The organism is Psychrobacter sp. H29, assembly GCF_059073055.1.
Map to the genome: position 1 here is coordinate 2,626,666 of NZ_JCACRY010000001.1, position 13,693 is coordinate 2,640,358.

At 42.7% G+C, this 13,693-nt stretch carries 10 protein-coding genes and 1 pseudogene; 1 reads left to right on the forward strand and 10 read right to left on the reverse strand.

Features of this window, described 5'->3' with window-relative positions; translation table 11 throughout:
* The 10 genes and pseudogenes from AC5JP1_RS10695 to hisF all read right to left on the reverse strand — a co-directional run bounded on the left by AC5JP1_RS10695 (position 1) and on the right by hisF (position 12,570).
* Complete coding sequence (locus tag AC5JP1_RS10695; protein WP_493844107.1) at positions 1 to 1,674, reverse strand: AAA family ATPase; 1,674 nt, start codon at positions 1,672 to 1,674, stop codon at positions 1 to 3.
* 22 nt (positions 1,675 to 1,696) lie between these two features.
* On the reverse strand, positions 1,697 to 3,793 hold the full coding sequence (locus AC5JP1_RS10700) for a TnsB C-terminal domain-containing protein (protein ID WP_493844108.1): 2,097 nt from the start codon (positions 3,791 to 3,793) through the stop codon (positions 1,697 to 1,699).
* Positions 3,777 to 4,592, reverse strand: coding sequence for a TnsA endonuclease N-terminal domain-containing protein (locus tag AC5JP1_RS10705; protein WP_493844109.1), 816 nt, complete (start codon positions 4,590 to 4,592; stop codon positions 3,777 to 3,779). Before AC5JP1_RS10705 ends, AC5JP1_RS10700 begins: the two co-directional genes overlap by 17 nt.
* A gap of 148 nt (positions 4,593 to 4,740) precedes the next feature.
* Positions 4,741 to 6,585, reverse strand: coding sequence for a glutamine--fructose-6-phosphate transaminase (isomerizing) (gene glmS, locus AC5JP1_RS10710; RefSeq protein WP_493844110.1), 1,845 nt, complete (start codon positions 6,583 to 6,585; stop codon positions 4,741 to 4,743).
* A 196-nt stretch (positions 6,586 to 6,781) separates the two neighbouring features.
* On the reverse strand, positions 6,782 to 8,158 hold the full coding sequence (glmU, locus tag AC5JP1_RS10715; protein WP_493844111.1) for a bifunctional UDP-N-acetylglucosamine diphosphorylase/glucosamine-1-phosphate N-acetyltransferase GlmU: 1,377 nt from the start codon (positions 8,156 to 8,158) through the stop codon (positions 6,782 to 6,784).
* Between the two features lie 169 nt (positions 8,159 to 8,327).
* Complete coding sequence (locus AC5JP1_RS10720; RefSeq protein ID WP_493844112.1) at positions 8,328 to 8,933, reverse strand: phosphatidylglycerophosphatase A family protein; 606 nt, start codon at positions 8,931 to 8,933, stop codon at positions 8,328 to 8,330.
* Between the two features lie 3 nt (positions 8,934 to 8,936).
* A complete protein-coding gene (gene thiL, locus AC5JP1_RS10725) occupies positions 8,937 to 9,980 on the reverse strand; it encodes a thiamine-phosphate kinase (protein ID WP_493844113.1) in 1,044 nt (347 codons plus the stop codon).
* 32 nt (positions 9,981 to 10,012) lie between these two features.
* Positions 10,013 to 10,825 (reverse strand): annotated as a pseudogene (gene nusB, locus AC5JP1_RS10730) (transcription antitermination factor NusB); the annotation flags it as partial.
* A 257-nt stretch (positions 10,826 to 11,082) separates the two neighbouring features.
* Positions 11,083 to 11,601: a 6,7-dimethyl-8-ribityllumazine synthase gene (ribH, locus tag AC5JP1_RS10735; RefSeq protein ID WP_319052082.1), complete on the reverse strand. Its 519-nt coding sequence runs from the start codon at positions 11,599 to 11,601 to the stop codon at positions 11,083 to 11,085.
* A gap of 186 nt (positions 11,602 to 11,787) precedes the next feature.
* Positions 11,788 to 12,570 (reverse strand): imidazole glycerol phosphate synthase subunit HisF, encoded by a 783-nt coding sequence (gene hisF, locus AC5JP1_RS10740; RefSeq protein ID WP_347163512.1) that lies wholly within the window; start codon positions 12,568 to 12,570, stop codon positions 11,788 to 11,790.
* Between the two features lie 97 nt (positions 12,571 to 12,667).
* Between hisF and AC5JP1_RS10745 the strand changes: the two genes are divergently transcribed.
* A complete protein-coding gene (locus AC5JP1_RS10745) occupies positions 12,668 to 13,516 on the forward strand; it encodes a class II glutamine amidotransferase (protein ID WP_493844114.1) in 849 nt (282 codons plus the stop codon).
* The last annotated feature ends 177 nt before the right edge of the window (positions 13,517 to 13,693 follow it).

Sequence of the window (13,693 nt, forward strand, 5' to 3'; positions counted from 1 at the left end):
TCAACTTACCTTAGGTAGCCAATCATTGATATCAAAAATAAGTGCAGTCGATTTCTTTAAATGATCATAAAGTAGCCCGTCTGTGTCCTTTTGGGTAAACTGAAACCGTAAGTCTTCTGTTTCCAACGTATGCCAGTCTTTTTGCTTAATAAGAGTAGCTTTCGTTTTTGTTTTACTATGCTTTGTTTCTACAGTTGAGATGGTTTTATTACGCTCTTCATCTTTCAGCCACTCTAAGACTATAGACATTAAATCTGATATCGAGGCGTTAGGTAACTCTTGAATAGCTTTTTTAACGGTAGGTACTAATAGGGAAGAGTTTTGTTCCATATTGACTAGCATGCGATGTAGCCTGATGCTCATCTCATGGCCCTGATACTCGGCAACTTCATCAAATTCAATTTTCTTTTTATTTAACAAAGATTGCAACTGTAACAGTTTTTTATCAAAAGCTGGAACTACTAGGTCAGAAAATCTTTCGATTTTATCTACTTGTCCAGAACGTAGAGCTTCGATCATTAAATGGACTGGTTTGAGATCGTCATCATAAGTCTTTTGCAATAATTTGACTGTAATACGTTCTAACCCTGAGTCAATAGCTCGTAATTGAGCTAGAACGAATATTTTAACGACAATATCTAAGATTCCTTGAGATAGGTCATACCAACATTCTCGTATTTCGTCTGTTAAAGTGATATCAGCTTTCCTAAGCCATTGAAGCTTCCACAAACTATCAGTGAATCGATTCCACTCTGATTTGATAAGCCTTCCATCACTTAACTCTATATTTCTATCTTGCTTCATTTGTTCCCAAAAAATTGACCCAAAACCTGCGCCACGCCGAGCAGATCGTAAATCACCTTCAAAAATGAAACGTGCTTTGGGTGTCCCTACCATAACAACTGGTAGACCAACAGTATTTACTAGAGTTACAAAGAAATTGAGCATTTTTTCAGCGCCACCCGACTTATTGACGCTGAGATGTTGAATTTCGTCAATGACCAATAATCCAATAGCATGATGATTAGAGATTTGTCGCATCAAATTCAACAAAGTTTCAATGCCATGACGTTTCAAGGCATATTTCTTTTCGTAGTTAGAGGCTAGTGCTTGGTCAATCGCTCTAAAAAAATGCAGGCATAAACTTTTTAATGAGCCATCATGTGGACAATCTATTCTCAAATAAACAATTTGGGTAAAATTAAATCCTGAATGGTAAACGACTTGAGGATAAGTCGATAATATTTTATTAAGAGTAGTGGTCTTGCCACTACCTGAGCAACCAATGAATGCTAGACTACGCGCTGTAGAGGTTACCGAAGGAAATCTTATTGCATCGTCTACTCCTGACATTAACCTCTCATACCCATTTTGTAGGTGTGTACTCAATGAGCCATCATTGGGGTTACGTCCTATATAGCCTTCACGGATCATAATTGATAGTTTTTTTTCAAGATCAATGTGCCTATTAATTGGCTGGAAAAACTGATTCATCAATTGAGATATAAGATGTCCACGTACTGACGATGACGCCTGCTTATCTGAATCATAACAGTCTACAAAACCCTTTAACTTTTTAGAGACTTGTTCTGGTTCGAGCACTGCAGGTAATGCTTCGATGAATGGATTACCTTTGTATGCGCCAAAACTTTCCCGATAGATAGCGTTAACCATAGTTGACCTCAATTACTTGTGATTAGTCATCATCAGATAAAGCCTGGTGATAGATAGGATATTCTAGTGCCAGCTCTTCATCGCTCAATTTTTTTTGATTGCGTTCGTTTGTTATTGTGTTGGGCAGTTGAATTAACTGACCTTTCTGAGCCTTATTTCTTCTGCTTTGACGCTCTTCATCTTTAGCCAGTTTTTTGTTGTCGTTAATATTGGCTAGCTGAGCTTGCTTAGTTTGAGAAGATTTGGATTTAGATGCTACAGCATTCTGTATAATGCTCTCGATTGTTCGTTCTAACTTCTCTAATGCTAAATCACTTTTCACTTCTTGTGCTGCAACTGTTTTTTTCTGTTCTTGTTGAATCTGCCAAACTTCCCAAAAACTGCAGCCTTTAAACTCTCTAGATCGATCAGATAAATGAGCCTTCCAATACTTTAGGCTATCTTTTTCATAAAAAATATAGATAGTATTTGCATCAAGGAGGTCATAAGCAACTACTAGCGATTTAGGTCTGTGCATTGAATTTTTTCTGTGCAACCAGCCTAGATCTCTCATTTCTGCACAAGTATAGTAATTACCAAAAAGCTTAATCCCTAAATTTGACAATGTTGCTTTTTTTCTAGGTAATAATGCAATGTGTAAAGACTGTTCTGACACAGAACGTAACTTACCTGTTCGATGTTGTAGCCCCCAATTCCATAACTCAAGAGGAACAGCTGGTAAGTCTAATGGCATGTCGCTATCTCTATCATAATGTCTTAATTGATGAGTTTGGTTATACCTTAAAACCGAATTAAGAATAATTTTAGTGAAGTCCTTAATAGTCAAGGCAGCATCTAAACGGTAATCTTTCCCTCCTTTCTTTCTTTCTTTTACACCCGTTACAACGCCTGGAGCAAATGGTTTGAACTTTGCTTGCATAGTTCTAAAGTACCTTTCTACGACAGGTTTCAAATCTCCACGATATGGAGGTGTAGTTTCTATTCGAACGGAAAAGCTCTTTTCTAAGGTTTCAATTTGATGACCAAGTAATTCGCCGCGATCGGCTAGGAGTACATCAGGCAGCCCTATACACGGCCAGTCATCTGTAGAGATATTAATCCCGTATTCTTTGCAATAGTCCTGCTTATCAGTAACTGCCATTTTCAAAGCTTGCATACTAGTGGCATATGAAGGGTTTTCAAATCCAGTATAGAAACCCGCTATCATGCGACTGAATACATCAACAACGAAATAAATGATAGGACGGCCTACGATACTCTGCCTATCTGAATCAGATAATAGATAAACATCTGCAATGGTGGCATCTATTTCGTAGCGTGAACCAGGTCCAAGCACTTGAGTATTAACAGTAGAATTCATTGGTCTAACATCTTTATTATAGATTATTTTATTTTGCCTAGATTTAAGTTTCTGAACAGAGGTAAACTCTTTATTGTAGAAATATTTAAATTGCCAAATACTAGGAAAGTCTTCTTCATAAACATCTGGATTGAGGGATCGATATACAGTTTTAAATTGTCGATAAGCATAAAGTATTGTATGTTGTTTATCGCTTAGTAAGTATTTACTGATGATTTTTAAGAACAACCTTTCCGTTTCACTATTAATTATTGCGCCAGAGCCTTCTTTATGAACTCTTGGTCTACCTAGCTTTTTGTTTTTGGCAGTACGTTTTTTACCTTTTGCACCCGAATTTTTATAGCTTGGTAATAATGTATTAGGAGTTTGTCCTCTTTGCCAATAGCGTCGTAGCAAACGATATAAAGTTTGTTTAGTACTTTTATTTGATTGAATAATTTCGTTTATGGGCTTTGCTCGCTCTGCTGGAAGGTAATATAAACTATGACTGACTATAGGTTTTATCAGCTCGTAATTGCTATCACGTTTTAACTGAGCAGTACTCGCATCTTCAGGGTTTTGTAAGATCAAGTCTTGATAAGGATCATCAACTAAATAGCAAACGTTTTCTTCAATAAGATTAGCTAGCTCTTCATAAGAGATTAACGCAGGTAACGCAGATTCTTTATCGATATCAATCCACACAATCTTTTTAGATAAAAGACTTAAAATCCTATATCTTTCCCCCTGGTTGTTGTATACATCATTGATTCGAAACATAAAGAATCTCCTCAGCTATCAAGCTGTAGTCGTTACTACTGGAGATATAGATATCGCTACACTTCAATCTTCTGAAATCTATAAAAATATCAAAAGTAAAAAATCTAAGTGCTAATAGTTTCCGGATCTCGTTTAAAGAAGCGCCTAATTCACTAAAATAAACCCTATCAACCTCTTTACATAAATCTATGAGACTTTTCGAAGGAGATTGGCCGAACTGATCAATATAGAAGTCTAACTTTTCTTCAATATTGAAAGTGACTCGACTGTTCGATTCTGGGTATAGCCACTTAATATTATTTTGGATAACTACAGGAATATCTTTCTCAGTAATTATTTGCCAAGGAATACATTTGGACTGCCAATAATGACGCTCAATTTCTAACTTTTCTATGGTTCGAATGTCATCTAACTTGGTTGAGTATTTAGCTTGTAATGCAAACTGACTAGAATGTGTATTAGAACTAATTACATAAAAATCTGAGGTCATGATGTTCATATCACCTCCGAAACTCGAATGCTTAATTTGCTTATCTTCTGCGATTTTGAGGGTATCGTCATAGTTAAGAGGGAATTGCTCTCTAATATCAAGAACTGTGGGACTCCATTCAAGCACTAAAAATGTAGCTAACTCTAAATCTGAGAGTAGATGATGAATTCGTTTGGTTTTATGACCGAAAACTCTATGAGATCGACCTGAAGAAGATATGTCAGAGATTTTTATCCAAGGTTTGTAATCGGCAAGCTCACCTTGACCTCGGCCTTCTCTAAGCCACTTCTCTTGTTTTTTTGAGAGCATAAAAAACCCCTGCTAAAGTTACATCAACTTTAGCAGGGGGTAATAATGGAGTCAACAGTATGATACTTTATTACTCAGTATGAATCTTTATTACTCAGTATGAATCTTTATTACTCGTATACAATAAATTAAAAATCAATAGGTTATACTACTCAACCGTCACTGACTTGGCCAAATTGCGTGGTTGATCGACATCAGTGCCACGCATCACTGCTACATGGTACGACAGCAACTGTACGGGTACACTGTAGACGATAGGGGCTAGAGCCTCGCAAACGTCAGGCACATTTACCAAATGCAGTCTGTCCTCTGCTACCATTTGACTGGCTTCACTAGCAAAGACGAATAGCTCACCATGACGCGCATGCACTTCTTGCATGTTGGCTTTTAATTTATCAAACATACTGTCTTTGGGTGCCAATACGACGATTGGCATGTCTTTGTCTACCAGTGCCAATGGTCCGTGCTTGAGCTCACCTGCTGCATAGCCTTCGGCATGAATATAAGAGATCTCTTTTAGTTTCAACGCGCCCTCTAAAGCAATTGGGAACTGTAGACCACGTCCCAAAAACAGACAGCTCTTCTTGTCTTCAAAATGCTCGCTCATGGCTTGGATAGGACCATCTAGACTTAGACTGGCGTGTAGTTGTCCTGGCAACTTTTGTAGCTCTCCAAGTAGGGTATTCAAGTGCTCATCGGTCATACGTTGCTGAGTAGCACCCACTTTAAGTATTAGTAGCATCAGTGCGACCAGCTGCGTGGTAAATGCTTTGGTTGAGGCAACGCCAATTTCAGGACCTGCTAGTGTCGGCAGGAATATATCTGTCTCGCGTACCAGTGATGAGGTCGGTACGTTGCACAGCGCTAAGCTAACTAAGCCTACAGGCGCTTGCTTTTGGATATCGCGTAGTGCAGATAAGGTATCAGCCGTTTCACCCGACTGAGAGATACAGATAACCAGAGTATTATCGACGACGACAGGGTTACGGTAACGGAACTCGCTTGCCACTTCGACTGAACAAGGGATACGAATAAGGCTCTCGAACCAGTACTTTGCGACCATACCAGCATGATAACTGGTACCACAAGCGATGACTTGGACATTACGGATACCTGATAGCTTTGTCTCATGACGCTGCAAAAAATCATCGCGTAGTTTAGTGGTTTCGCCATTATCTAAGGCCATCTCAATAGTACGACCGACAGCATCTGGCTGCTCATAGATTTCTTTGAGCATGTAGTGCTTGAACTCACCTTTATCTGCGTTGTGCTGAGTGGCATCAATTTCATGTACTTGACGTTGGACTTCAACACCATCTGCATAAACCTGAATGCTACTGCGAGTCAATCTAGCAATATCACCTTCTTCTAGATACATAAAGCGATTGGTCACTGGCAGTAGAGCCAGCTGATCTGAGGCGATAAAATTCTCGCCAATACCGACGCCAATCACCAACGGTGAGCCTAGACGTACCGTGATAAGCTCATCTGGGCAATCTACATGTACGATACCCAAAGCAAAGGCACCATGCAGTAATGGGATGATAGTACGGACAGCTTCTAACAAGTCAGGTGTTTTTTTATAGATATCATGGACTAAATGCGCCACCACTTCAGTATCTGTCTGCGAGGTAAACTCATAGCCTTTAGCCAGCAGTTCTTCTTTTAGCTCAGCATAGTTCTCGACGATGCCGTTATGTACAACAGCAATTTTGCCTGATACATGTGGGTGTGCATTGCGCTGTGCTGGCTCACCGTGGGTGGCCCAGCGTGTATGAGCAATACCGATATGGCCATCAAAGAACTCTGGATTGACGGCGACAGCATCCACTAGCGCCTTTACTTTGCCTACTTGACGCTCACGGTGTAGCTCACCATCACGAATAACCGTCAGACCAGCTGAATCGTAGCCTCTATACTCTAAACGCTTCAAGCCTTCAAGTAAGATATTAGCAATATTTCTCTCAGCAACTGCGCCTACAATTCCACACATGGCTATTCCTTAAATTCAATTTTTAGTAGTTCAATATAGGATGGTACAAGATAAAAAGACTAGCCACTGATTCATCACTCTGGTCATCAATTAGCGCATCAGTTTATAAATATGATGAAGCAGTACCACAAAGATTGAAGTACTGCTTAGGGTTGCTCAAGAGTGACGATCATTGATCACGCTGGCAACGAGCCGGTTACTTCTTGGTCGGACGCTGAAAGTCGTTTTTTTGCACTTGACGCGCGCGGCCAAATGCCAAAGCATTATTATCAACATCTTTTGTAACCACAGAACCTGCCGCCACGGTCGCAGTATCACCAATCGTTACAGGCGCAACCAAGCTAGCATTGGAACCGATAAAAGCGTTGTCTTGGATAATGGTCTGCGATTTATTAGCACCATCATAATTACAGGTAATGACACCAGCACCAATATTGACGCCTGTACCAACAGTCGCATCACCCACGTAACTCAAATGGTTTACTTTACTGCCGTAACCGACGGTCGATTTCTTAATTTCTACAAAGTTACCGATTTTACTATTATCAGACAATACCGTCTCAGGACGCAGATGGGCAAAAGGCCCTACATCGACACCAGCACCAATATCAGCGTGATCGATCACGCAGTAAGGTTTGATATGGCAGGCATTACCGATAGTGGCATGTTTAATCACACAGCCAGCTTCGATATAGACGTTATTACCTAAAACGCAATTACCCTCAAATACCACGCCAACATCTACAAACACATCTTGGCCAGCGGTTAAAGACCCACGAATATCAACACGGGTAGGATCAGCAAACTGTACACCTGCTTCTTGTAAATCAGCGACTAACTTGCGCTGCCACGTACGTTCTAGGCTGGCAAGTTGTTGGCGATTATTCACGCCTTCAATCTCAAACGTATGCTCAGGCTCAATCGCCGCAATAGTAATACCATCAGCGACTGCCATCTTGACAATATCAGTCAGATAGTATTCTTTTTGGGCGTTATCGTTAGAGAGGTCAGGTAAATATTTATGCAATAGCGCATTATCCACGCAATAGATACCGCTGTTGATTTCTTTGATGCTTTGCTCATCGGCACTGGCATCTTTTTGCTCAACGATAGCTTCAATATTACCTGCTTGGTCACGCTTGATACGACCGAGTCCAAACGGATTATCAACAGTAAGGGTTAACATAGACATACCGTCAGTGTTGGCAATTTTCAATGCGGCTAACGTCTGACAGCTTACCAATGGTACATCGCCATATAGAACAAGGCTTTGCCCTGATTGTGGCAGAGCAGAGAGCGTCACTTTGACGGCATGACCAGTACCTAATTGCTCAGTTTGAGCAACCCAAGTGATCGATGACTGTGTATATTGATTGGTGATTTCCGACTTCACTTGCTCACCGCCAAACCCATGGACGATAATCGTTTCATCGACAGTGAGCTGATGGCAAGTGTCTAGTACGTGACCCAATAATGATTTACCAGCCAACGTTTGCAATACCTTTGGTTTTGCAGACTGCATACGCGTGCCTTTACCGGCCGCTAAAATAATCACAGAAAGAGGAGATGTCATAATAATCCTACAAATGTAACAAAATATAATATTGGATTATAACGCAAAATCCCTTTTGAAAATAAAATATGACGTGCAGGCTTTGTAACTCGAATATGCCTCGCTTAATTCAGCGAAATCAAACCAGTAAATATACCAAGACTATCCTAGATATTCCTACATACTGCTATCAAAAAGCAAAAAACATGACTGCAACGGTATAAATAATCAGCCAAATAACGGCCGCCATGATGCCTGCAATGATGTCGTCTAACATCACCCCAAGACCGCCAGCAACTTTTTTGTCTGCCCAGCCAATCGGTGGTGGCTTTAAAATATCAAACACACGAAATAGGATAAAAGCTGCCGGTAACCAGCCCCAAAACGTCGGCAACATCATCATCGATAAGGCATCTACAGAAGGAGGAAATACATAGGACAAAATATACGATAGGGGTAGCAAGGTAATCCACATACCAGACCACTCATCCCACACAATATGTGGATCATCGTGTACCTGCATCAATTCAGACGTCCGTCCACATATCCAGATACCAACAATACAAGATAGAATAGTTAATATTAAAAAAGGGACAAACCCCAAGGCCATGAGCGGTACGCCCACAATCAGACCACCAACGGTGCCCCACGTACCAGGGGCACGGCGGGGCAGGCCGCTACCTAAGCCTAGCCCAAGCCAATAAACGATAGCATCAAGCATACTGGCACCCGCTGGCAGTGGTGGGCAGTCATTTGATTTACGGATATCAGGCTTAGATAGGTCATGATCAGTCATAGATTAGCCTGTAAAGTGTTGGTAGCCAGTAATATTAGGCCATGTAGAGAATGGTGCAGGTTGGGTAGGCGTCACTAACTGGTTGCTATAGAACAGTTCAGGACGTAACGCTGTAGATGTGTTTTTATCTGTTGCTGTTGACTCTGTTAGCGCAATCACTTTCCCGATACAAGTGATAGGCGTGTTGCCAGCTGGTGGCTCAATATGCGCAGGCAAAGTAAAAGCCAGCTCATAATCATCTCCACCTGCCAGCTGACACAACAAGCGCTCAGATAAGTCTACTGAACGTAACGAGTCACTAGTAGGAAGTTGCTCAAGGTTAAGCTGCATACTCACACCGCTCTGCTGACAAATATGCCCAAGGTCTTGGTATAGACCATCAGAGATATCGATCATCGCCGTTGCGCCCGCGCTTGCCAGTGCCGCACCCAAAGTGATACGAGGCGTTGGCATGTGCAAGCGATGCGTCAGCTCTGTGCCTTGTGGGCTGTCAGGGAACTCTAATGCATAGGCAGCATCACCAAGCGTCCCTGAGACATAGACCTTGTCACCGACCTGCGCCCCCAAGCGATAGACGGCAGGTGTATCTGCGGTAAGTAACCCTTGCGCACTCACACTGATCACCAATTGCTCGCTGCGTGTAGTATCACCGCCAATTAGCGTGACCCCAAACAGCTGGCACGCATGAAATAAACCTTTGGCAAATACAGTGAGCCAGTCGCTGTTTGCCAATTGCTCAGGCAAGGCCAATGCCAGTAAGATACTGTGCGGGGTGGCACCCATAGCTGCAATATCTGAAACATTGACTGCGACGGCTTTGTAGCCAATTTCAAACGCAAGCTTATTTACTTGCTCAAAATCAGCATGGAAATGGCGACCTTGAACCAGCGTATCGATACAGCTGACGAGGCGCGCTCCTGCTGGCAATGACATGACCGCCGCATCATCACCGATACCTTTTTCGATACCCTTTTTGATAGCATCTGACGGTAAATAGTCAGCTTGCATTTGCAGAAATATACGCTCAATCAGCTCAAACTCGTTCATGACTAGTCTTGGCTTTTGGCATCGTCAGTGGCTTTCTTATTTGCCTTAAATTCACTGATATTGGCACTGGCTTTACTGGCACTACTGCGCTTGACGTTGGCCTTGTTAGCACTGATACGCGGCTTGTTTGAAGCGGTTGGTGCCTCATCGACAGCGTTTGTAGTTTGAGTAGCTGATTCGACATCGTCTGCTAGCACTGTTTCAGCTTGCTTAGATGCTGTTTTTTGTGAGGTACGTAGGTTAGCTTTGGTATCTGCTTGCACTTCAAGCGCGCGCACTTCAACAGCCATTTTGTCCAGTACCGCATTAATCAATTTGTGAGCATCAGTCGCGCCAAAGTGATTGTTAAGCTTCATCGCTTCATCAAGCACAACTTTGTAAGGAATTTCCATACGGTTTTGCAGCTCATAGGCACCAATCAGCAAAATAGCGTGCTCAACGGTATCTAACTTATCAATCTCACGATCGAGATGTTGACTGATAAGGGCGTCTAGCGCTTCAATTTGCTCTGGAATATCACGCATCATTTCGTGATAGTAACCGATATGTACAGTATGCATGGCGTTGGTGGCACGCGTACGTGCAGCGATGTCATGCGGAGCATTGTCTTTCCAGCCAAGCTTGCCATCCACATCAAAGCGGCGGTCGGTGACGAGCCACTCGTATAGTCCTTGCATCGCAAAGCGGCGCGCTTTACGGATAGCAGTGTGACTGGTCTTGTAAGAAGACTCACTCATATCGAAGGTTTGATCACCTGCACTACTGCTCGCTATACGGGTAGCTTCAGCTTCGTTGGCTTGTGCGGTTTTCGCAGCGCTGATAGCGCGCTTGAGTTGGTCAGTCATAGGGGGTCTGTACCTAAATTTTTGAGATGATACCCAGTCAGAAACCAAATCAGCAAAGCATTTATTCAAGTGTGTTGAGACAGAATGCTATCAGAACGCATATGTACTTACTTTGCTTATTCAATTTTATAAAGGGTATAGAAATACGGCGAAAATTCAAAAAATAGCCAGTGTGTTGATAGCTGGCGTCGTGCTATAAGGTGCTGCTATTACCAAATAGCAGCACCAGTTGAAACAGTAAGCTCTAGCTTCAAAGCTTAAGCTTCATCGATATCATCAATATCAAGCTGTGACAAAACAGCGATCATTTCTAGCACAACCATCGCAGCTTCAGAGCCTTTGTTGCCTGCTTTAGTACCAGAGCGCTCAATAGCTTGTTCGATGCTATCCGTGGTGATGATACCGTTGGCAACAGGGATATTATAATCCATTGCCACAGCGCTCAAACCTTTGGCCGACTCGCTGGCTACAATATCAAAGTGTGGAGTACTGCCACGGATGATTGCACCCAATGCCACAATCGCGTCAAAGCGATCTGATTCAGCAGCACGCTGAGCAACAAGTGGCAACTCAAATGCACCAGGAACACGGACAACGGTAATGTTGCTACCCAATACACCATGACGGAGTAGGGCGTCGATTGCGCCATCAACTAGTGACTCGACGACAAAACCATTAAAACGACCAACGACGATGCCAATGCGAGCGTCAGCATTTTGATGCAAGTTACCATCGATATGGGTCACATCGCTGCGCTGCTGTTGTAAGTTCGACATAAAAAATCCTTTGCTTAATAAAGCGTTCAATTGAGATATAGACGTAAATAAATAGCTAAATATACAAATACGTTCAATCAACTCGGTCGCCTATTATTTTGGCGTTGTCATAGTTAATTGAACGAAAATAAATGGTTAGCACTATGATAGCATTTTTTTGGGTTTTATTTGTATTTTACGAACGTGCTATAGACGCATCTGTATACCTTGCGCTGCCATGTATTCTTTGGCCTCCAACACGGTGTACTCACCGAAGTGAAAAATACTGGCGGCAAGTACCGCATCGACGCCACCTTCTAGCACGCCTTCTGCCAAGTGCTGTAGGTTGCCGACGCCACCTGAAGCAATAACAGGTACATTGACCCGGCTGGTGATCTGCTGCATGAGTGCCAAATCATAGCCTTTTTTGGTGCCATCACCGTCCATCGAAGTGACTAGCAATTCACCAGCGCCCAGCTCGGCCATTTTGCTCGCCCAAGCAACGGCATCAATACCGGTTGGCTTACGACCACCATGGGTAAAAATCTCCCAACGCGGCACGGTAATACCATCGACGTTGATATCAGCGACGCGTTTGGCATCGATGGCAACGACGATACATTGATTACCAAATTTTTGGGCAGCTTCACCAACGAACTCAGGGGTGAATACTGCTGCTGAGTTGATTGCGACTTTGTCCGCACCTGCATTGAGCAAATTGCGAATATCAGCGATTTTTCGCACGCCGCCGCCGACGGTGAGTGGCACAAATACCGTTTCTGCCATGCGCTCAACGGTATGATACGTGGTATCGCGCTCGTCATTGGTCGCGGTGATGTCCAAAAAGGTAATCTCATCAGCGCCTTGTTCGTTGTAGCGTCGGGCGACTTCGACAGGGTCGCCAGCGTCTTTGATATCGACAAACTGAACCCCTTTGACCACACGGCCATTATCTACGTCAAGACAGGGAATAATACGTTTCGCTAGCATAAAACCGCCTATTAATTCGCGCAAGAATACAAAGATACATCACATAAAATGCTATGATACGCGTAACTATTTTACAAAACAAATGCAAAGGGTGCTTATGTGTCAACTGCTCGGCATGAACAGTAAAAATCCTGCTGATATCGGTTTCTCTTTTGCTGGTTTTCGGGCTCGCGGCGGGCTTACAGATGATCATGTTGACGGTTTTGGTATTGCTTATTTTGAGCCGACGGGACTGCGTTTGTACTGCGATAATCGCGCAGCGATGGACTCCCCACTTGCTGAGTTGGTCAGTCAAACTCGAGTAAAAGCTGACAATACTATTGTCCATATACGCAAATCAGGTGATCAGTTACTCAGTAATGCTCATCCTTTTACGCGTGAGATTTGGGGCGAGGCTTGGGTGTTTTCTCATAACGGTAAAATGACCATTAAAGAGGCGTCCGATAGTGACCCTATCAAGCAAGGCAAATCACATCACTATTGCCCAGTAGGGGACACCGATTCGGAGTTTGCGTTTTGTTATTTACTCAATCAACTAAAAGACCAATTTGAGTATAAGCCCGATGCGCGGACACTGTATGAGTTTTTAACCGTGCAATGCCGTTTTTTGGCAAATTATGGACTGTTCAATTGCGTGATGTCCAATGGTGAGTGGATGCTCGGCTATGCCAATACGTTATTGTTTCATGTGACTCGTCAAACTCCATTTGGCTCAGCGGCTCTCATTGATGTGGATGTAACGATGGACTTTGAGACCGTCAACGAGACAGACGATGTCATGACGGTGCTCGCTACCACCCCGCTTACTAGTGATGAAAACTGGCAACAGCTGGCCGTTGATGAGTGCATTATTTTTGCAGAAGGTCATATGGTTTATCAAGATGTCCCTAAGTCCCCTGTTTATTTGTCGATTGAAGAGGGTTTAAAGATTGCAAAAAATGCTTAGCCTATATACTAGCTAGCCTATGTGTCAGCTGATTTATTAAGTCATTCTTTTATTAAGTAGCTGTCTTATTGAGCTGCTATTTTACTATGTAGCTATCAGTACCAGTATCAGCTACATTGTAGAGCGCAGCTGGTTGACAAAATATCCTAACGATACTTAAAGTTTGCTTATGGGCGA

Excerpts from the sequence above, each read along its gene's own strand:
- AC5JP1_RS10745 (WP_493844114.1), top strand. The coding sequence starts at position 12,668 with ATGTGTCAACTGCTCGGCATGAACAGTAAAAATCCTGCTGATATCGGT.
- AC5JP1_RS10720 (WP_493844112.1), bottom strand. The coding sequence starts at position 8,933 with ATGACTGATCATGACCTATCTAAGCCTGATATCCGTAAATCAAATGAC.
- glmU (WP_493844111.1), bottom strand. The coding sequence starts at position 8,158 with ATGACATCTCCTCTTTCTGTGATTATTTTAGCGGCCGGTAAAGGCACG.
- AC5JP1_RS10700 (WP_493844108.1), bottom strand. The coding sequence starts at position 3,793 with ATGTTTCGAATCAATGATGTATACAACAACCAGGGGGAAAGATATAGG.
- ribH (WP_319052082.1), bottom strand. The coding sequence starts at position 11,601 with ATGTCGAACTTACAACAGCAGCGCAGCGATGTGACCCATATCGATGGT.
- glmS (WP_493844110.1), bottom strand. The coding sequence starts at position 6,585 with ATGTGTGGAATTGTAGGCGCAGTTGCTGAGAGAAATATTGCTAATATC.
- hisF (WP_347163512.1), bottom strand. The coding sequence starts at position 12,570 with ATGCTAGCGAAACGTATTATTCCCTGTCTTGACGTAGATAATGGCCGT.
- AC5JP1_RS10705 (WP_493844109.1), bottom strand. The coding sequence starts at position 4,592 with ATGCTCTCAAAAAAACAAGAGAAGTGGCTTAGAGAAGGCCGAGGTCAA.
- thiL (WP_493844113.1), bottom strand. The coding sequence starts at position 9,980 with ATGAACGAGTTTGAGCTGATTGAGCGTATATTTCTGCAAATGCAAGCT.
- AC5JP1_RS10695 (WP_493844107.1), bottom strand. The coding sequence starts at position 1,674 with ATGGTTAACGCTATCTATCGGGAAAGTTTTGGCGCATACAAAGGTAAT.